We start from the raw sequence: 18364 nt of genomic DNA, 5'->3' as shown, positions 1-18364 counted from the left end.
CTCGGCTTGGACGTGCTCACCCGCTACCGTTGGCCGGATGAGCAACGAGGAGAAGTTGGCGGCAACCCCTCGGTCCCTGGCGGAAGCGCTCCGCGCGAGGGACGACGCCTCGCTGGCCGCGCTGCTGCGCAGCCGACCCGATCTCATCACCCCCGTCCCCACCGACCTCACCCAGCTGGCCACCCGCGCCGGCACCCGCGCCTCCGTCCTGCGCGCGCTGGAGCGCCTCGACCGGTTCGCGCTGCAGACCGCCGAGGCGCTCGCCGTGGCCCCGGACCCGGCGTCGTACGAGACCCTGCTCGGCCTGATGGCGGGGGACGCCCGGGACGAGACCGTGGCCGCCGCGCTGCCCCGCGCCGTCGCCACCCTGCGCGAGCAGGCCCTGGTGTGGGGCGACGACGAACGGCTGAGGCTGGTGCGGACCGCGCGGGAGCTGCTCACGCCGTCCGCCCAGCACCCCTCCCCGACCGGTCTCGGCCCGACCGTGCAGGAGGCCACCGCGGGGATGTCCCCGGGGCGGATCCAGGAGATCGTCACGGCCGCCGGGCTGGCCTCGACGCACGACTCGGTGTCCGCCGTGGCCGCGCTCAGCGCCCTGTTCACCGACCGGACGAGGATGGCCGCGCTGCTCGCCGGGATCCCGGAGGCCTCGCGCGAGGTGCTGTCCCGGCTGGTGTGGGGGCCGCCGTACGGGCAGGTCACCGCCGAGCCGGCCGCCCATCTGCGCCGGCTGCTGGACCTCGGCCTGCTGCTGCCCACCGCACCCGGCACGGTCGTCCTGCCCCGCGAGGTGGCCCTGCACCTGAGGGAGGGCCGCGCCCACCGAAAGCCCGAGCCGCTGCCGCCGGCCGTCGAACCGGCCGCGACCCACAGCCCCAAGATCGTGGACGCCACCGCGGCCGGACAGGCGTACACCGCCCTCGCCACCGTCGAGGAGCTGCTGAAGGACTGGGACGAGGGCGGCCCGGCCGTGCTGCGGGCCGGCGGACTGAGCGTGCGGGACCTGAAGCGCACCGCCGTCGCCCTCGACGTGCCGGAGCCGGTCGCCGCGTTCTGGGTCGAGCTGGCGTACGCGGCCGGCCTGCTCGCCTCGGACGGCGAGGCCGACGAGCGGTACGCCGCCACCCCCGCCTACGACGAGTGGCTGGAGCGGCCCGCCGCCGAGCGCTGGGCGCACCTCGCCGAGGCCTGGCTCACGGCCACCCGGACGCCGGGGGTGGTCGGCGGCCGGGACGCGAAGGACCGTACGTTGTCCGCGCTGGGCCCGGGACTCGACCGGTCCGCCGCGCCCGAGGTACGGCACCGGGTACTGACCCTGCTCGCCGGTCTGCCGCAGGGCGCCGCCCCCGCCGCCGAGTCGGTGCTGGCCCGGCTGGCCTGGGAACGGCCGCTGCGCGGCCCGCAGCGCGACGGCGACGATCTGCGCGCCCGGCTCGCCCGCTGGGCCCTCTCGGAGGCCGAACTGCTCGGCATCACCGGGCGCGGGGCGCTCTCGGCGCAGGGGCGGGCGCTGCTCGGCGCGCCGGTCGCCGGGCAGGCCGCCGGCGCCCCGGAACCCTCCGGGCCCGGCGACAAGCTCCCCGTCCACCACCACCGCCCCCTCACCGTCCTCGAACCCCTCTCCGCCGCCGAGCAGGCCGTCGCCACCGCCGCCGCGGCCCGGCTCCTCGCGCCGCTGCTGCCCGAGCCCCTGGACCACGTCCTCCTGCAGGCCGACCTGACCGCGGTGGCCCCCGGCCCGCTCCAGCGTCCGCTCGCCGAGATGCTCGGCGTCCTCGCGGACGTCGAGTCCAAGGGCGGCGCGACCGTCTACCGCTTCACCCCCGCCTCGGTCCGCCGCGCCCTGGACGCCGGCCGGACCGCCGCCGACCTGCACGCCTTCCTCACCGCGCACTCCCGGACACCGGTCCCGCAGCCGCTGGCCTACCTGATCGACGACGTGGCCCGGAAGCACGGCCATCTGCGGGTGGGCGCGGCCTCGGCGTACGTCCGCTGCGACGACGACGCCCTGCTGAACGAGATCCTCGCCGACAAGCGTGCGGCCGCCCTGCGGCTGCGCCGCCTGGCCCCGACCGTCCTCGCGGCTCCGTCGGACCCTGCCACGCTGCTCGAGGGCCTGCGCGCGATGGGCTACGCGCCGGCCGCCGAATCCGCCGAGGGCGATGTCCTGATCACCCGCGCCAACGCCCACCGGACCCCGCCGCGCACCGCGCCCGAGCCGGTGCCCGAGGGTCCGCCGCCGCCCGACGCCACGCTCCTGGCGGCCGCGATCCGCGCGATCCGGGCGGGCGACCGGGCCTCCACCGCCCCGCGCAAGTCCTCCGGCTCCGACCTCGCGGGCGGCGAGCTGCCCCGCACCGGCTCCGCCGAGACCCTGGCCACCATGCAGGCCGCCGTCCTGACCGGCGAGTCCCTGTGGATCGGCTACGTCAACGCCGAGGGCACCGCCAGCCAGCGCGTGATCGCCCCGATCCGCGTCGAGGGCGGTTTCGTGACGGCGTACGACCACACGGCCGACGAGGTGCGGACGTATCCGCTGCACCGGGTCACCGGGGTCGCGGAGCTGGCCGAGGAGTAGAGCCCGTCCGGGCGGACCAGCTCCTGGGGCGGGCCCGGTCAGCAGTCCTCGACCGGAGCGTCCGCGGGCAGGCCGAAGTGCTTGCGGGCGGCGGCCTCCAGGCCGGTGGACGGCACCTCGTCCGCGGGGCCCGGCTCGGCGAAGAGGCTGAAGTGGTCTTCCACCCACTCCCCGTACCCCGCACCGTCCGGCGGCTCCTCCCGTGAGAGGACGCGGTAGCCGCCGGCCGCGCTCGCATCCCGCTTCAGCCGCAGGACCTGCGGGCCGGCGCCGCCGGAGCACTCCACAAGAGCGCCTTTCCGCTCCCCGTACTCCGTGCACAGCGTGGTCACGCCCGCCCGGACGACGCCGTCCTTCTCGTCGAGGTCCCGTGCCTTCGCGCCGCAGAACCACCGCGCCCGGAGAGCGGGCTCCGTCTCCCCGTACCCGTTGCCCTTCGAGTCGGCCGCCAGCCGGGCCTCGATCACCGGCCGCACCTCGCTCCACAGGTGCTCGTCGACGTGCGCCGGCCACACCGCCCACGCCCCCGCCACCAGCACCGCCGTGGCTCCCAGGCCCATACCCCACGTGCGTGGCGACATCGCCCCGCTCCTCCCCGGCCGCGCCTGCGCGCCGCTCCCGCGGTTCAAGACCCGTGTCGGGGGCCCATGGTTGCAGCGGCCCCGCCCTGATCATCCGCTGGTAGGGCACACTGGACGTTTGGCCGTGCGGAAGGGAAGTGCGTTGGTGAACGGACCGCTGATCGTCCAGTCGGACAAGACCCTGCTGCTCGAAGTGGACCACGAGCGGGCCGACGACTGCCGTCGGGCCATCGCGCCCTTCGCCGAGCTGGAGCGGGCCCCGGAGCACATCCACACCTACCGGGTCACGCCGCTCGGCCTGTGGAACGCGCGGGCCGCCGGGCACGACGCCGAGCAGGTCGTGGACGCGCTGGTGCAGTACAGCCGCTACCCCGTGCCGCACGCGCTGCTCGTGGACATCGCCGAGACGATGGACCGGTACGGGCGGCTCACCCTGAGCAAGCACCCGGCGCACGGACTCGTCCTGACCACCACCGACCGGCCGGTGCTGGAGGAGGTGCTGAAGTCCAAGCGGATCGCCCCGCTGGTGGGGTCGCGGATCGACCCGGACACCGTGGTCGTGCACCCCTCCGAGCGCGGACAGATCAAGCAGACGCTGCTGAAGCTGGGCTGGCCGGCCGAGGACCTCGCAGGGTACGTGGACGGCGAGGCGCATCCGATCGAGCTGCGCGAGGACGGCTGGGCGCTGAGGCCGTACCAGAAGCAGGCCGTGGAGAACTTCTGGCACGGCGGCAGCGGCGTGGTCGTGCTGCCCTGCGGTGCCGGAAAGACGCTGGTCGGCGCCGGGTCCATGGCGCAGGCGAAGTCCACCACCCTCATCCTCGTCACCAACACCGTCTCGGCCCGGCAGTGGAAGCACGAGCTGGTGAAGCGGACCTCGCTGACCGAGGACGAGATCGGCGAGTACAGCGGGACGAGGAAGGAGATCCGCCCGGTCACCATCGCCACCTACCAGGTGCTGACGACCAAGCGGAAGGGCGTCTACCCGCACCTCGAACTCTTCGACTCCCGGGACTGGGGACTCATCGTCTACGACGAGGTGCACCTGCTGCCGGCCCCCGTCTTCAAGTTCACCGCCGACCTCCAGGCGCGGCGCCGGCTCGGCCTGACCGCGACCCTGGTCCGCGAGGACGGCCGTGAGTCGGACGTGTTCTCCCTCATCGGGCCGAAGCGGTTCGACGCGCCCTGGAAGGAGATCGAGGCGCAGGGCTACATCGCGCCCGCCGACTGCGTCGAGGTCCGGGTGAACCTGACCGACTCCGAGCGGCTCGCCTACGCCACGGCCGAGACCGAGGAGAAGTACCGCTTCTGCGCCACCACCGACACCAAGCGGAAGGTGACCGAGGCGATCGTCCGCCGGTTCGCCGGGCAGCAGATCCTCGTCATCGGCCAGTACATCGACCAGCTGGACGAGCTGGGCGAGCATCTCGACGCCCCCGTCATCAAGGGCGAGACGTCCAACGCGCAGCGCGAGAAGCTCTTCGACGCGTTCCGCGAGGGCGAGATCAGCGTGCTGGTGGTGTCGAAGGTCGCCAACTTCTCCATCGACCTGCCGGAGGCGACGGTCGCCGTCCAGGTGTCCGGGACCTTCGGCTCCCGCCAGGAGGAGGCCCAGCGCCTCGGCCGGGTCCTGCGCCCCAAGGCCGACGGGCACCAGGCCCACTTCTACTCGGTCGTCGCCCGCGACACCATCGACCAGGACTTCGCCGCCCACCGTCAGCGCTTCCTGGCCGAGCAGGGTTACGCCTACCGGATCGTGGACGCGGACGAGCTCCTCTCCGAAGGCGCCGGCTGAGTCACGAAGAACGCCGCCCCCGCCAGCAGCGCCAGCCCCAGCACGGCGTACGGCGAGGCGAGCGGCTGCTGCCACCACGGCAGGTGCAGGTCGCGGTCGCCCCGGTGGGGGACCAGCCACAGGGTGCGGGCGGTGAAGAGGGCCGCTGCCAGGGCCGCGAGAGGGGTGCGGCCCTCGGCCAGGAGCACCGCGAGGAGCGGTACGCACCAGACCCAGTGGTGGGACCAGCTGATCGGGGCGATCAGCAGCGACGTGAGGGCGGTCAGGAGGATGCCCTGGCTGTCCTGGCGGGCGCGGGCCGCCAGGTACAGGCCCGCCGCTCCCACGGCCGCCGTCGGGAGGGCCCAGGCGAGTCCCGGTGCCGGGTCGTGCAGCGCACGGGAGATCAGCCCCTGGAGGGACTGGTTGTCCACGATCCATGCCTTGCCCACCCTTCCGGTGTCGTAGAGGCGTCTGGTCCAGAACTTGGCGCTGGCGGCGGGCAGGAGCAGGGCCCCGAGGAGGACCGTGGCGATGAAGGCGGCGGTGGCCGTGGCCGCCTCCCGTCCGCGTCCTCTCAGGAACAGGTAGGCGATGAAGATCGCCGGCGTGAGCTTGATCCCCGTCGCCAGACCGAGGACCAGACCTTTGGCGCGGGTGCCCGGCGCCCGGGTGAGATCCCACAGGACCAGGCAGGCGAGGGCCAGGTTGATCTGGCCGAACAGGAGCGTCTGGAAGACCGGTTCGAGCCAGAGGGCGAGGGCGGTGGCCGTGCAGAGGAGGGGCAGGGGCAAGGGGCGCGCGGCCAGGCGGGCGGAGAGGGCGACGAGGCCGGCGAGCAGGAGCGCGTTGCCCGCCAGGGACGCCGCCTTCAGAGCCGGGACCGGGATCCAGGTCGTGGGGACGAACAGGACCGCCGCGAAGGGCGGGTAGGTCGCCGGGAGCCGCCACTCGGTGACCGTGAAGCCGTACAGATCGCCGCTGTGGGAGACGGCCGCGCCCTCGGCCCGGTAGACCAGCAGGTCGGCCATCGGTGCCTGGGTCAGGACGCACAGGGCGGTGAAGGAGCCGAGGGAGACCGCGAGGAGGAGCAGGGGCAGGGCAGGGAGGGGCGTCACCGTCCGTTTCCGCACGGAGGTGACCCTATGCGGTTACTTGCGGCGTATGCCCGCTTCCTCGCCGTACTCGCCGAGGATCACGACGCGGAACGTGGCCTCCGCGAACACCTTGATGGCGCGCAGGGCGTTGCCCAGGGGGTGGTGGTGGGGGCCGCCCACTGCCGTGGCACCGGACGGGGGCCGGACAGAGGCTGGATGGATGGTGGCTGCGCTCATGCCTCCATGGTGGAACGTCGGGCAGGGATCCGGTATCGGCCTCCGGGTCCAATCCTGAAGGCCCGCGCGTAGGCCTCCAGGTGGACGCCCACCCCTACGCGGGAGGGCGGTGTCCCCTAGGGGGGCGGGGCCGCCGGAGACACGGGACCGGGCCCCGGAGACAGGCGGCGGAACCTCCGGAGGACACCGCGCGGAAATTCATTGGCCCCTTCCCCGCCACCTCCTCTAAAATCTCCGCTCTTGCCCGCCTCCCCCAGGGAGTTCCCGCCCGTCGCCCACCACCACCCTCAAACGAGGCCCTACGGGCCGCCCCAATGTTTGCCCGGCCGGAAACCGGACGGCCCCCGTCACACCGTCACCCCGACAGCAGATCCGGAGGCACTCCCTTGTCCACGGCCGCCCACGAACCGCTCGACGCCCCCCTCGCCCGGGAGCGCTCACACCTCGCCGAGTCCCGAGCCGCCCTGCGCGCCATGCGCGAGGACGTCGAGGCGCTGGACATCCGCGACGTCACCGCGAACTGGGTCAACGCCGAGGTCCTCGCCCGCCAGATCGACGAGCGCATCAAGGCGCTGGCCGACCTCAGCGACACCCCCCTCTTCTTCGGGCGGCTGGACTACCTGCACGCCCCGGGCGCAGAGCAGGCCGAAGGGGCCGAGGGAGAGAGGTTCTACATCGGGCGGCGGCACGTCCACGACGCCGACGGCGACCCCATGGTCATCGACTGGCGCGCCCCGGTCTCGCAGCCGTTCTACCGCGCGTCCAAGAAGGACCCGATGGACATCGCGCTGCGCCGCCGCTTCGGCTACACCGGTGGCGACCTGACCGCGTACGAGGACGAGGACCTGTCCGACCCGGCCGAGGCGGCGGCCACCAGCAAACTGCTCCAGCAGGAGATCGAGCGGCCGCGTGTCGGCCCGATGCGGGACATCGTGGCGACCATCCAGCCCGAGCAGGACGAGATCGTCCGCAGCGGACTGGGCGGCACGGTGTGCGTGCAGGGAGGCCCCGGCACCGGAAAGACCGCCGTCGGCCTGCACCGCGTCGCCTACCTCCTCTACGCCCACCGGGAGCGGCTCGCCCGCACCGGCACGCTCGTCATCGGCCCGAACAAGTCCTTCCTGCACTACATCGAGCAGGTCCTCCCGGCGCTCGGCGAGCTGACGGTGCAACAGGCCACCGTGGACGACCTGGTCGCCCACGTGGAGGTGCGCGGCACGGACGACGCGGCCGCCGCGATCGTCAAGGGCGACGCCCGGATGGCCGAGGTGCTGCGCCGGGCCCTGTACTCCCACGTGACCATGCCCACCGAGGCGGTCGTCGTCGTGCGCGGCTCGCGCCGCTGGCGGGTTCCGGCGTACGAACTGCAGGACATCGTCCGCGAGTTGCTGGACCGGAACATCCGCTACGGCGCCGCCCGCGAGGCCCTGCCGCAGCGGATCGCGCACGCGGTGCTGGTGCAGATGGAGCGGGCCGGGGAAGCGCCGGACGACCGCGTGCAGGACACGGTCGCCCGCAACAGCGCGGTGAAGGCGGCCGTGAAGGAGACCTGGCCGGCCGTCGACCCGGCGAAACTGGTCCTGCGCCTGCTGACGGACGCCGACTTCCTCGCCGAGCACGCCGAGGGAATCCTGGACGAGGACGAACAGAAGACGATCCTGTGGGCGAAGCCCGTGCGCAGCGTGAAGTCGGCGAAGTGGTCGGCGGCGGACGCGGTGCTGATCGACGAGGCGACCGACCTGACCCAGCGCACGCACTCGCTCGGGCACGTCGTCCTGGACGAGGCGCAGGACCTGTCCCCCATGCAGTACCGGGCCGTCGGCCGCCGCTGCACCACCGGCAGCGCGACCGTCCTCGGCGACCTGGCACAGGGCACGACGCCCTGGGCGACGCGGAGTTGGGACGAGGCCCTCGCCCACCTCGGCAAGCGCGAAGGCGTCGTCGAGGAGCTGACGGCCGGTTTCCGTGTCCCTACGGACGTCATCACGTACGCCTCCCGCCTCCTCCCCCACATCGCGCCCGGCCTCACCCCGGTCGCCTCGGTCCGTGAGAACCCCGGCTTCTTCGAGGTCCGTACGGCGACGGAGACGGCCGAAGTGGTCGCCGCCTGCGAGGAGTTGCTGCGCAACGAGGGCTCGACGAGCCTGATCGCGGCCGACGCCCGCATCCCGACCCTCGCCGAGGCCCTGACGGAGGCCGGGATCACCTACCTCGCCCCGGGCGAGGAGACCACCCGCGAGACCCGCCTCACCCTCGTCCCGGCCTCCCTCGCCAAGGGCCTGGAGTACGACTACGTGGTTCTGGACGAGCCGCAGGCGGTCGTGGACGGCGAGCCGGACGAGCGCACGGGCCTGCGGCGCCTGTACGTGACCCTCACCCGAGCGGTGTCGGGCTTGATCGTGACGCACGCGGCGCCGCTGCCTGCACAGCTGGCCTGACCCGGCCGTGCGCAGCCGTGGCGGCTACGCGGGAGCGTCCAGCGTTCTCCGCCACTCCCCCACGGCTTGTGCCGAGACCGGCCCCTCCCAGCCCTCCGGCCGGGCCGCGCCCCCGATGTGGAAGGCGTCGATGCCGGCGCGGCGGAGGGCCGGGACGTGGTCGAGGCGGAGGCCGCCGCCGACGAGGAGCGTCTGGTCGTAGCCGGGCTCGCCCCGGCGGCCCGCTTCGGCGACCAGGGTCGGCAGGCCCTCGTCGACGCCGGAGGGGGAGCCGGCGGTGAGGTAGGTGTCCAGGCCGGGCAGGTCGGCGAGCTGCTTGCGCAGGGAGTCCCGGTCGGCGGCCCGGTCGATCGCCCGGTGGAAGGTCCAGCGGCAGCCGTCGAGCGCGGCGACGACCCGCTCCACCGCGGCCAGGTCCACCCCGCCGTCCTCGCCGAGCAGGCCGAGCACGAACTGGTCGGCGCCGGCGTTCCGCATCTCCCCGGCCACCCCGACCAGGCGGTCCACGTCCCCGGCCGCGAAGCCGTCCGCGAGCCGGAGCATCACGCGCAGGTCGATGTCGACGGCGGCCCGGATCCCGGCGACCGTGGCGGCCGACGGGGTGAGCCCGTCGGCGGCCATCTCGGTGACCAGCTCCAGGCGGTCCGCGCCTCCGGCCTGGGCGGCGACCGCGTCCTCGACGTCGAGGGCGATCACCTCCAGGACTGCACGCTTGCTCATGGCACCCCATTCGTCGGCTACGGGTACAGGTCTAGTCCAATTTAAGAGTACGCCTGTACCGCGGCCGCAGGGGACGCCCCTCACCCGAAGATGTTCAGCTCCCGCGCCTCAGAGCCTGTGTCATATCCCCGGCCGGCTCGAATCCGGCTCCGCTCACCGGCCGCCCCGCCCGGGGAGTTCGGGATCACGTGGCATCTCGTGCACATCAGTCATGGGGCCCAAGCCAGGGGCGCGGCCCAGCCCGCGGCACGGAAGAATGAGCACATGGCCGACCTCGACGCCCTGCGCCTCCGCTTCGCCCGCGCCCTGGAAGGAGCCCGCGCCCCGGGCGGCGGCCCCGACCCCACCCCCTACGCCGACAACCTCCTCACCCGCTGGCAGGAGCCGCAGCGCCGCTACCACACGCTGACCCACCTCACCGCGGTCCTCGACCACATCGACGTACTGGAGAGGTACGCGACCGACCCGGACGTCGTACGCCTGGCCGCCTGGTTCCACGACGCGGTCTACCTGCCCGAGCGCTCCGAGAACGAGGAGCGCTCCGCGCACCTCGCCGAGCGAGCCCTGCCGGAGGCCGGCGTGCCGGCGGAGAAGACGGCCGAGGTCGCCCGCCTGGTCCGCCTCACCGTCACCCACGCCCCCACCGCCGACGACCTCAACGGCCAGGTCCTCTGCGACGCCGACCTGGCCATCCTCGCCGCACCCCCCTCCGCGTACGCCGTCTACACCGCCGAGGTCCGCGAGGAGTACCACTTCGTCCCGAACGACGCCTTCCGCGAGGGCCGTTCAGCAATCCTGCGCCAACTCCTCGACCTGCCCGGCCTGTTCCGCACTGCATACGGGCGGGAGCACTGGGAGCCCACGGCCCGCTACAACCTCGCGGCGGAGCTGGACCTACTGTCGGCCTGAGGCGGCAGGCCCCCTGGCCTGGTCCAGGGCTAAGCCGTCGTCGTACGAGGGCGCCGGGCTCCAGGGCCCGGACTGCTGGAAGGCAGCCCGGGCCCCTGAAGATCACCGCTCCGTCACACCTGTTGGCGGGTTCAGCGGAGGCGGGCGATGGCCAGCCCGCCCACGGCCGCCGCCGCGGCCACTGACAGGCCCAGCACACTCGCGCCGAAGCCGACGCTCGTGGCGTCCGCGAGATATCCCGTGGCCACCGGGAGTACCCCGGCGAAGAGGTATCCCCAGGCGCTCAGCGCGGCGTTCGACTCGGCCAGCCGGGACGCCGCCACCCGGGCGTTCAGGAGCGAGAAGCCGCCGAGCTGGGCCATTCCCTGGCCGGTGCCGGCACACACGGCGGCGGCGAGCAGCATGGCGACCGACTCGGTGCGCACGGCCAGCACCACCAGCACCATGCCGACGGCGGTCGCCGCGGTCGCCGTGCCCAGCAGGCGGCGCGTGGGCCACCGGCTGACGAAGAACTGCACCCCGGTGGAGGCACCGAACATCACGAAGGCCGAGCCGCCCGCCACGATCCGGTTGCCGGTGCCGAGCAGGCTCGCCAGCAGGGTCGGACCGAGGGCGAGCAGGAACGACGTCCCGGTCATGCCCGGCATGTACGCGGCCAGGCCGACCAGCAGATCCCGCCGGTTGCGGCGCGGTACGGACGGCGGACGCAGCCAGGAACCCGCGCCCGCACGGCGTACGTTCGGCAGCGAGCGGACGACCGGCAGCACCGACAGCAGCAGCACCGCCTCGACGACGAACACCGTCTGGGTCGGCGCCGGGAGCAGTTGCGCGAAGCAGCCGGACAGCAGCGGACCGGTGGCCAGACCGGCGCCCATGGCCACCGACCCGGCGAGCGAGGCCTGCCGGCGCCGGTCGGGTCCGCCGACGTCCGCCACCGCCGCCATGCCGGCCGCCACGGTGCCGCCCACCGCGAGCCCGGTCAGCAGCCGGGCGACGAGGAGGGCGGCGACGCTCGCGGCAGTCGCGTAGAGCACACAGGCGAGCAGCGCAGACAGCGCGGCCGGGAACAGGACGGTGCGCCGCCCGTACCGGTCCGACACCGCGCCCGCCACGGGCAGGGCGAGCAGCAGTCCGCCGATGTAGAAGGCGAAGACGACGGTCAGGGTGCCGGTGCCGAAGCCGATCCGGTGCTGCCACAGGACGAACAGCGGGGTCGGCACGTTCGACAGCATGAAGACGGCGGTCAGCGGCCAGGCGGCGCGCCAGACGTCCCAGTGGCGCGCCGGCCGTAAGGCCGCTGCCGCGACCTGGTCCGCAGCCCCCATCAGGCGAGGCCGCGCAGCAGCGGCAGCAGTTCATCGGCCGTCCGCTCCAGGGCCGCCCGGTAGCGTGGCTCGTGCAGGTCGGCGGTGGGCAGCCGGAGCACCAGATGGCGGGCGCCGGCCGCGAGGTAGCCGCCGAGCCACTCGGCGACCTGCTCGGCGGTGCCGCCGAAGATGCCCTGGGTGGTGCGCATGGTGGGCAGGTCGAGGCGGTAGTAGGCGCGGAAGTAGGCCTCCAGGGTCTCCTCGGCCTTCTCGACGCTGTCGTCGACGGCGACCGACAGATAGACGGCGCCGGTGACGTCGGACTCGGGGCGGCCCGCGGCCTCGCGCGCCTCCTGCACCCGCAGCCATCCCTTCGCGTACGCCCCTGACGTGGTGCTGGTCGGCATCCAGCCGTCGTACTGGCGGCCGGTGCGCTCCAGCATCTTCTCGCCGGAGTGCGCGATCCACACCGGTGGGCCGGACGGCTGCTCGGGTACCGGCAGCAGCGCCACGTCGTCGAGCCGGTGGTAGCGGCCCTCGTACGACACCGGCTCGCCTTCGGCGCGCCACAGCGCCCGGCAGATCTCCAGGGTCTCCCGCATCCGGCCCACCCGTTGCCCGAACGGGATGCCGTACGCCTCGAACTCGGCTTCGGCGGCGGGCGAGTTGAAGCCGGAGCCGAGGCCGGCGATCAGGCGTCCGCCGGAGATCCGGTCCAGGCAGGCGAGTTCGTGGGCGAGGTGCACCGGCGGGCGCAGCGGCAGCAGCACTGCGGTGCCGAGCCCGACCCGTTCGGTGGTGGTGGCCGCCGCGGTCAGTGCGAGCAGCGGGTTCATCCGGGAGCGGGCCAGCGGGGACTCACCGGCCCAGATCGAGTCGTAGCCCAGTTCCTCTATCTTCTGGGCGAGTTGTCCGAGGTGGCGGGGGTAGTCGCCGCGTTCGACGACGGATTCGCGGCCGGGCAGGACGACACCGACGCGCAGGCCGGAGGGTGAGGGGGGCATGAGGTTCCTCTGTGGGTTCATGTCTGTGGGGGGCGGGCTCAGGCGAAGACGGCGTCGACCAGTTCGCGGGCCTGGCGCGGATTGAGCCGTGGGTCGCAGAGCGTCTCGTAGCGTTCGGGGACCAGGTGTTCGCCGGTGACCGGGCCGCCGACGCATTCGGTGATGTCGGCCGCCGCGGTCTCCAGGTGCAGGCCGCCGACGTGCAGTCCCTGGTCCTCCAGGGCCTGGCGGACGGTGGACGCCTCGCAGATGGCGTCGGCGAGGTGACGGGTCTTGAGCCCGGACGCGGTCCTGACGGTGTTGCCGTGCAGCGGGTCGCTCAGCCAGACCACGGGGTGTCCGGCGCGGCGCACGGCCTCGGCGATCGCGGGCGTCGCCGCCTCGGCCGCGCGCACGCCCATCCGCAGGATCAGCGTGAGGCGGCCGGGCAGCCGGTGCGGGTCCAGGACCTGGCACAGCCGCACCACCTCCTCGGGCGTCGCGGACGGGCCGATCTTGCAGCCGACCGGGTTGGCCATCGCGGCCAGCAACTCGACGTGCGCCAGCCCGGGTTGCCGGGTGCGCTCGCCGATCCACGGGAAGTGGGTGGAGGCCAGGTAGGGTGCCCCGGTCTGCGCGTCGCGGCGGACCAGGGCACCCTCGTAGTCCATCACCAGCGCCTCGTGGCTGGCCCACGGGCCCTGCGGGCCGATACGCCGGACGTCCAGCTCGTGCAGGACGCGCGCGCTCGCCCGGTACGCCGCGAGCATCCGGTGCGGGTCGTGGCGGCGGGCCGCGGCGGTCGGCTCGGGCGCATTGACGAGGTGGCCGCGGAAGACGGGCAGGTCCGCTCCCTCGTACCTCTCGGTCGGGGTGCTGCGCGGCTTGGCGAACTGGCCGCCCATCCGGCCCACGCGCACCACCGGCTGCCCGGTGTGCAGGGCGAGCCGGTCGCCGAGCTCGTCCAGCACCTCGGCCTTCGGCGCGGTGTGCTCCGGGGTGCACTCCCGGATGTCCTCCGCGCAGTCGCCGGTCTGCAGCAGCCGGGCGCGGCCCAGGGCGACCTGGGCGAGCTGCTGCCGCAGCGCCCTGACGTCCGGCGCGGCGGTGAGCGCGGGAGCCGCACGCAGCTCCTCCAGGATGTCCTGGAGTTCGGGGTGGGCGCCCCAGTGCGGCTGCTGCTCGGCGGGCAGCAGATCCCACACCGCGGGCGCCCGGCCCTCGCGCAGGGAGAGCGGCGAGGTCTCGCTCATCGGGTCCACTCCGGGCCGGGGACGAGCCCTTCGATCTCGACGAGCAGATCGTCCCGGCACACGGCCACGTTCAGGTACACGGTCTCCGTGTCCGGGCCGAGCGCCTCGCTGCAGCGGGCGCGCACCACCGGCAGGTCCCGCTCGTGGCGGACGTACACCTTGACCAGGCGGAGGTCCTTGAGTTCGTGGCCGCCGTCCAGGCCTGCCGCGGCCAGGTTGGGGCCGCTGATCAGCTCGGCGATGTTGTCCAGGACCACGTCGGTCTGGGCGGCGATGTCGCCCTGGTGGACGGTCTCGTGGCCGAGGATGCTGGCCGTCCCGGAGACGTAGAGCGTGCCGCCGGGCTCCAGCAGGGTGGCGCGGGCGAAGCTCGGCGGCTTCGGGCCGTACTGCTCGGGATAGTGGTAGGCGGGCGTCTGGCGCTGGTTCTCCACGTGCCGGGGCTCGCCGGTGCGGGTGGCCAGCAGGACGAAGGAGATGCCCTCGCCCCGGGTGCCGATGCCGGTCGCGGCCGGCATGTGCCCGGTGCCGTCGCCGTGGTGGGAGGCGAACGCCTCGGCGCGGCCGGACACGAAGTCCTGGTAGATCTCCAGGCCTTCGGCGTTGGCACCGAGAATGTCGCCGACGAAGTTCCACATCCGGAAGATGTGCCGGTAGCCGAGCTCCGCGACGAGCGCGAACGCCGCCTCGTAGGTCGCCCGCACCGTGGGCGCGTACACGGACCGCGGTGCGATGGTGCCGGAGACGAAGAGGTGCTCGCCGTCGTGCGCGAAGACCAGGCCGTCGCGGGTGCCGGAGACCGGCTCGGCCGTGGTGGTCCACACCTCGCGGAAGGCGTCGAAGCCCGGCGAGGACATGGGAACGGCGAGCTCGGGGTGCCCGTGCGGGTCGAGGGCGAGGCCGAAGCGCTCGCCGAACGCGACCGTGGCGAGGACGTGCCGGCCGAGGATCGGCTGGGGTGTGCCGGTGAGAGGGGCGAAGTAGGCCTGTAAGGAGGGCTGCTGGGTCATGTGTGTGCCTTTCGGGGGTGGGGGGAGGCGTCCGCGCGGTGCACGGGGACGTCGTCTTCCAGGGGGTGGGCATAGCGGCGGAAGCCGGGGACGTACTCGGCCCGGTGCAGTGCACCCCGGTACAGGACCATGCCGTGGACGGTGGTGCCGTCGTCGCGCCAGCACACGAGGGGGAGCCGACGGGCGTCTCCCTCGTCGGTGACGAACAGGGCCACGTGCCCGTCGGCCGCCAGCAGGCTCATGCCGCGCCGCCCGGCGGCTCGGTGCTGAACAGCCGGCCGTACCCGGTGATCCGGCGGGCCGCTTCGTCCGCTCCTGCCAGGTGCAGGGCGTGCCAGAACAGGACCTGGTTGGCGGTCAGGACCGCGAAGTCCAGTTCCTGCTCCAGGGCGTTGATGACGCCCACCGCGCGGATGCCGTTGCCGGCCACCAGGACGGCGTCGGGCCGGTGCCCGGCGACCGTGGTGCGGATCCACTCGGACAGCGCCTCGGGGGTGATCAGCTTCTGGTTGCTGGGCAGCCCGCACGGGCCGTGGTGGACGACCTCGAAGCCCTGTTCGGTGAAGTAGTCGGCGCCGAGCCCGGAGAGCCGGTCGTCGAACCACGGCGGGTTGACGAGGGCGATCCGCCGGGCGCCGAGCGCGGTGAAGCCGGCCACGGCCGCCGTGGTGGTGCCGGTCAGCGGCAGGCCCCGCGTGTACCGCGCGAGCCGGTCGAACAGCTCCTTCTCGCCGCTCGCTCCGAGGACGTAGGCGGAGCTGGTGAAGCCGAGCGCGATCACGTCGAGCGGGGAGGCGGCCAGCAGCTCGACAGCGTTGTCGATGTGCGGCGGCTCCACGAAGGCCCGCACCGGGTCGTGCGGGATCTTCGGGTCCATCTCGCCGCCGGCCCGCATCGCGCCGAAGTGGACGCGCGAGCCGTGCACGAACACGTCCTCGGGCGCGATCGCCTGGAACTCCGACTCCGGGCCGACGTCCGCGTGCGGTACGACCACGCCGATGCGCGCCCGCGCCTCCCAGCCGTCCTTCTCAGCTCGGATGGTGCTCATCTCGGTGTCTCCTCGTCGTCGGGCCGGATCAGGCGGACGCCTCGGCGGCCAGCGAGCCGCCGCGGACCGTGCCGGTGCCGGTGTCGTTCAGGAAGCCGGGGTGCTTGCGGCGCATGTTGTCCATCACGAACTCGTAGGGGACGTCGTCGAAGCCGCCGTGGTCGGCCAGGAACTCCATGCTCTGGCGGCCCTCGTCGTCGAAGGGGTGGTGCAGGCTGTCGGCGGTGCCGTCGAACTCCAGCGGCTTCATCCCGTACAGGCGGCACAGGATCTTGTTGAAGACCGGGGTGGCCTTGACCCACTTGCCGTCCAGGTGGACGGAGTTGAGGCCGTGGAAGAAGACGTCCCCGCCGATGTGGGCGCGCAGCCGGTCGGAGGCGAGGTGGTTGCGCACATCGCCGTAGTGGACGCGGGCGGGAATGCCCACGGCCCGGCAGGCCGCCGCGTACAGCGCCGACTTGTGCAGGCAGAAGCCCTTGCGGGTGGACGCGGTGTGGCTGGCCCGCAGTCCCTGCGGGGACAGGTCGGCCCCGTACACCTCGTAGAAGACGTCGTCGCGGACGGCGTGGTAGAGCTCGACGGCCAGCCGGCGCTTGTCCGCGCCGCGGTCGGTGACCGCCTCGTCGACGAAGGACTGGACCGGGTCGCTTTCGTAGTCGAGGAAGTCGGTGGGCGCGGTGAGCCGTCGGAGGTCGTCCGGAGTGAGTGCGTTCATGGTGACCCTTTCGTCAGCTCCCGGCTCACAGGCCCAGGAGGGAGGCGATGCGGTTGCGCTGGATCTCGCTGGTGCCGGAGTAGATGGTTCCGCCGACCGCGTTGCGGACGTCCCGCTCGATGCCGGTGGCGGTGAGATAGCCCTGGCCGCCGAAGATCTGCACGGCGTCGAGCGCGGTGCGCTTGTTGGCCTCGCTGACCACGGTCTTGGTCGCGGCGACGTCGATCGCGGCGTCCTGGCCGGCCTCCACCTTGGCGCCGGTGTCGGTGAGCCACTTGCGGGTGGTCTCCACCGCGATCTTCATGTCCGCGATCTTGTGCGCGACGCCCTGGAAGGCGCCGATCGGTTCGCCGAACTGGCGGCGGGACTTGGCGTACCCGAGCACGCGCTCCAGACGGTGCTCCATCTCGCCCAGCGTGAGGGAGAAGGAGAAGAGGATCTCCCGCTTCATCACATGGTCGAGGATCAGGAAGCCTGCGCCCTCCTGACCGATGCGCCGGGCGGCGGGCACGCGCAGCCCCTCGAAGGTCACCTCGCTCAGCGGGGAGGTGCGCAGCCCCATCTTGCCGAGCGGCTCGCCGACCCGGAGACCGGGGGTGTCCCGATCGACCAGGAAGACGCTCAGACCGAACGGACCGGGCTTGCCGGTCCGTACGTACAGCAGAAAGAGATCGGCGATCGGAGCGTTGGTGATGAACATCTTGCCGCCGTCGATGACGTAGTCGTCGCCGTCCCGGGTCGCGGTGGTGGAGATGTTCAGGGCGTCGGAGCCGTTGCCCGGCTCGGTGATGGCGTGCGCGGTGATCAGATCGCCCGTGACGATCCCCGGCAGGAAGCGGGACTTGAGCTCCGCGGAGCCGAACGCCTGCAGCGGGACGCCGACGCTGACGATCTGTGTGGAGGCGGAGAAGCCGAGGCCGGCGTCGCGGCAGACGCGCCCGAGGCCCTCCAGGGCACGCATCGTGTCGGTCAGGGTGCCGCCACGGCCGCCGTACTGCGTCTCGAACGGTACGGCGAGCAGTCCCGAGCGCTGGATCGTCTTCCACTTCTCCCAGGGGAACTCCGCGCGGGCGTCCCACTCCTCGACGTCGTGGTTGAGTTCGTCCGCCCAGGGGGCGGCGAGGGTGTACGGGTCCGGTCCGGTGCCGTCGGTGTGCGGTGCGGACGGTGCGGGTGTCATACGTGTGCTGCCTTCCGGTACGTCGCTGGTCAGGGCCGGGGCCCGCGCCGCTGTCGGCGGGGCGGGCCCCGGATCGCGGAACTCAGTACTGGGAGAAGCCGTCGGGAGACAGCGTGTGCTTCTCGTCGCCGCGCAGGGCCGGGCTGAACACGGAGATCAGCCTCAGGTCCTCGTAGTCGGAGGCTATGAGGTAGTGCGCGTCGTTCTCGTTGAGGGCGTATATGGTGCCCTCTGTGATCTTGTAGCGCTCACCGGACGTGGTGACGACCTCGCCGGAGCCACCCGTGCAGTAGCAGGCCTCGAGGTGGCTGCGGTACTGCAGGGCGCTCGAGGTTCCCTTGCGGACCAGGGTCTCGCACACGGTGAAGCCCATGCCGTCGGCCTCGGTGAGCAGGCGGTGGCTGGTGCCGTTGCCCCACTCGACGGGGGCCAGCTCGCTGGTGCTGCGGACGATCATGAAAGTCTCCTTGTGAGTGACAGGTTCTTCGTGTGTGACACGTTTTTCCGGAAGATCTTTTGGAAGCGCTCGGTGAG

Annotated in this window: 17 protein-coding genes; 4 read left to right on the top strand and 13 right to left on the bottom strand. The window is 73.0% G+C overall.

The annotated features are described in order from the left end of the window. The first annotated feature begins 37 nt into the window (after window positions 1–37). A complete protein-coding gene (locus tag ACZ5DS_RS23625; protein ID WP_468241783.1) occupies window positions 38–2578 on the top strand; it encodes a helicase-associated domain-containing protein in 2541 nt (846 codons plus the stop codon). Between the two features lie 38 nt (window positions 2579–2616). Here ACZ5DS_RS23625 and ACZ5DS_RS23620 read toward each other — a convergent pair whose 3' ends face one another. Next, complete coding sequence (locus tag ACZ5DS_RS23620; RefSeq protein ID WP_468241781.1) at window positions 2617–3159, bottom strand: hypothetical protein; 543 nt, start codon at window positions 3157–3159, stop codon at window positions 2617–2619. Window positions 3160–3304: 145 nt separating this feature from the next. Here ACZ5DS_RS23620 and ACZ5DS_RS23615 point away from each other — a divergent pair, with 145 nt between their 5' ends. Continuing rightward, the gene (locus tag ACZ5DS_RS23615) at window positions 3305–4954 is read left to right on the top strand and encodes a DNA repair helicase XPB (protein WP_468241779.1); all 1650 of its coding nucleotides are present in this window, start codon (window positions 3305–3307) and stop codon (window positions 4952–4954) included. On the opposite strand, the gene ACZ5DS_RS23610 is transcribed toward ACZ5DS_RS23615, so the two are convergent. Then, window positions 4906–6066: a glycosyltransferase 87 family protein gene (locus tag ACZ5DS_RS23610; RefSeq protein ID WP_468241776.1), complete on the bottom strand. Its 1161-nt coding sequence runs from the start codon at window positions 6064–6066 to the stop codon at window positions 4906–4908. The two genes, ACZ5DS_RS23615 and ACZ5DS_RS23610, sit on opposite strands and share 49 nt — an antisense overlap. Before the next feature lie 18 nt (window positions 6067–6084). After that, window positions 6085–6267, bottom strand: coding sequence for a hypothetical protein (locus tag ACZ5DS_RS23605; protein WP_468241774.1), 183 nt, complete (start codon window positions 6265–6267; stop codon window positions 6085–6087). 386 nt (window positions 6268–6653) lie between these two features. Between ACZ5DS_RS23605 and ACZ5DS_RS23600 the strand changes: the two genes are divergently transcribed. Then, a complete protein-coding gene (locus tag ACZ5DS_RS23600) occupies window positions 6654–8705 on the top strand; it encodes a HelD family protein (RefSeq protein ID WP_468241772.1) in 2052 nt (683 codons plus the stop codon). Window positions 8706–8729: 24 nt separating this feature from the next. Here ACZ5DS_RS23600 and ACZ5DS_RS23595 read toward each other — a convergent pair whose 3' ends face one another. Further along, a complete protein-coding gene (locus tag ACZ5DS_RS23595; RefSeq protein WP_468241770.1) occupies window positions 8730–9425 on the bottom strand; it encodes a copper homeostasis protein CutC in 696 nt (231 codons plus the stop codon). A 264-nt stretch (window positions 9426–9689) separates the two neighbouring features. On the opposite strand from ACZ5DS_RS23595, the gene ACZ5DS_RS23590 reads away from it, so the two are divergent. After that, window positions 9690–10334: an HD domain-containing protein gene (locus ACZ5DS_RS23590; protein WP_468241768.1), complete on the top strand. Its 645-nt coding sequence runs from the start codon at window positions 9690–9692 to the stop codon at window positions 10332–10334. A 131-nt stretch (window positions 10335–10465) separates the two neighbouring features. Here ACZ5DS_RS23590 and ACZ5DS_RS23585 read toward each other — a convergent pair whose 3' ends face one another. The 9 genes from ACZ5DS_RS23585 to ACZ5DS_RS23545 all read right to left on the bottom strand — a co-directional run bounded on the left by ACZ5DS_RS23585 (window position 10466) and on the right by ACZ5DS_RS23545 (window position 18287). Beyond that, complete coding sequence (locus ACZ5DS_RS23585) at window positions 10466–11659, bottom strand: MFS transporter (protein WP_468241766.1); 1194 nt, start codon at window positions 11657–11659, stop codon at window positions 10466–10468. After that, a complete protein-coding gene (locus tag ACZ5DS_RS23580) occupies window positions 11659–12645 on the bottom strand; it encodes an LLM class flavin-dependent oxidoreductase (protein ID WP_468241763.1) in 987 nt (328 codons plus the stop codon). The genes ACZ5DS_RS23585 and ACZ5DS_RS23580 overlap by 1 nt, the downstream gene beginning before the upstream one ends. 38 nt (window positions 12646–12683) lie before the next feature. Next, complete coding sequence (locus ACZ5DS_RS23575) at window positions 12684–13877, bottom strand: 3-deoxy-7-phosphoheptulonate synthase (RefSeq protein ID WP_468241761.1); 1194 nt, start codon at window positions 13875–13877, stop codon at window positions 12684–12686. Continuing rightward, window positions 13874–14887: an FkbO/Hyg5 family chorismatase gene (locus ACZ5DS_RS23570; RefSeq protein ID WP_468241758.1), complete on the bottom strand. Its 1014-nt coding sequence runs from the start codon at window positions 14885–14887 to the stop codon at window positions 13874–13876. The genes ACZ5DS_RS23575 and ACZ5DS_RS23570 overlap by 4 nt, the downstream gene beginning before the upstream one ends. Continuing rightward, window positions 14884–15129, bottom strand: coding sequence for a DUF6253 family protein (locus ACZ5DS_RS23565; RefSeq protein ID WP_468241756.1), 246 nt, complete (start codon window positions 15127–15129; stop codon window positions 14884–14886). The genes ACZ5DS_RS23570 and ACZ5DS_RS23565 overlap by 4 nt, the downstream gene beginning before the upstream one ends. After that, on the bottom strand, window positions 15126–15935 hold the full coding sequence (locus ACZ5DS_RS23560; RefSeq protein WP_468241754.1) for a maleate cis-trans isomerase family protein: 810 nt from the start codon (window positions 15933–15935) through the stop codon (window positions 15126–15128). Before ACZ5DS_RS23560 ends, ACZ5DS_RS23565 begins: the two co-directional genes overlap by 4 nt. A 28-nt stretch (window positions 15936–15963) precedes the next feature. Beyond that, window positions 15964–16650: a transglutaminase-like domain-containing protein gene (locus ACZ5DS_RS23555; RefSeq protein WP_468241752.1), complete on the bottom strand. Its 687-nt coding sequence runs from the start codon at window positions 16648–16650 to the stop codon at window positions 15964–15966. 25 nt (window positions 16651–16675) lie between these two features. Further along, window positions 16676–17830 carry an acyl-CoA dehydrogenase family protein gene (locus ACZ5DS_RS23550; RefSeq protein WP_468241750.1) on the bottom strand — a complete coding sequence of 385 codons (1155 nt, stop codon included), beginning with the start codon at window positions 17828–17830 and terminating at the stop codon, window positions 16676–16678. Window positions 17831–17912: 82 nt separating this feature from the next. Next, window positions 17913–18287, bottom strand: a complete 375-nt coding sequence (locus ACZ5DS_RS23545) for an ectoine synthase (protein WP_468241748.1) — start codon at window positions 18285–18287, stop codon at window positions 17913–17915. Between the last annotated feature and the right edge of the window lie 77 nt (window positions 18288–18364).

This window comes from Streptomyces sp. NPDC031100, assembly GCF_055570785.1.
This window is presented reverse-complemented; position numbering and strand designations above follow the sequence as displayed.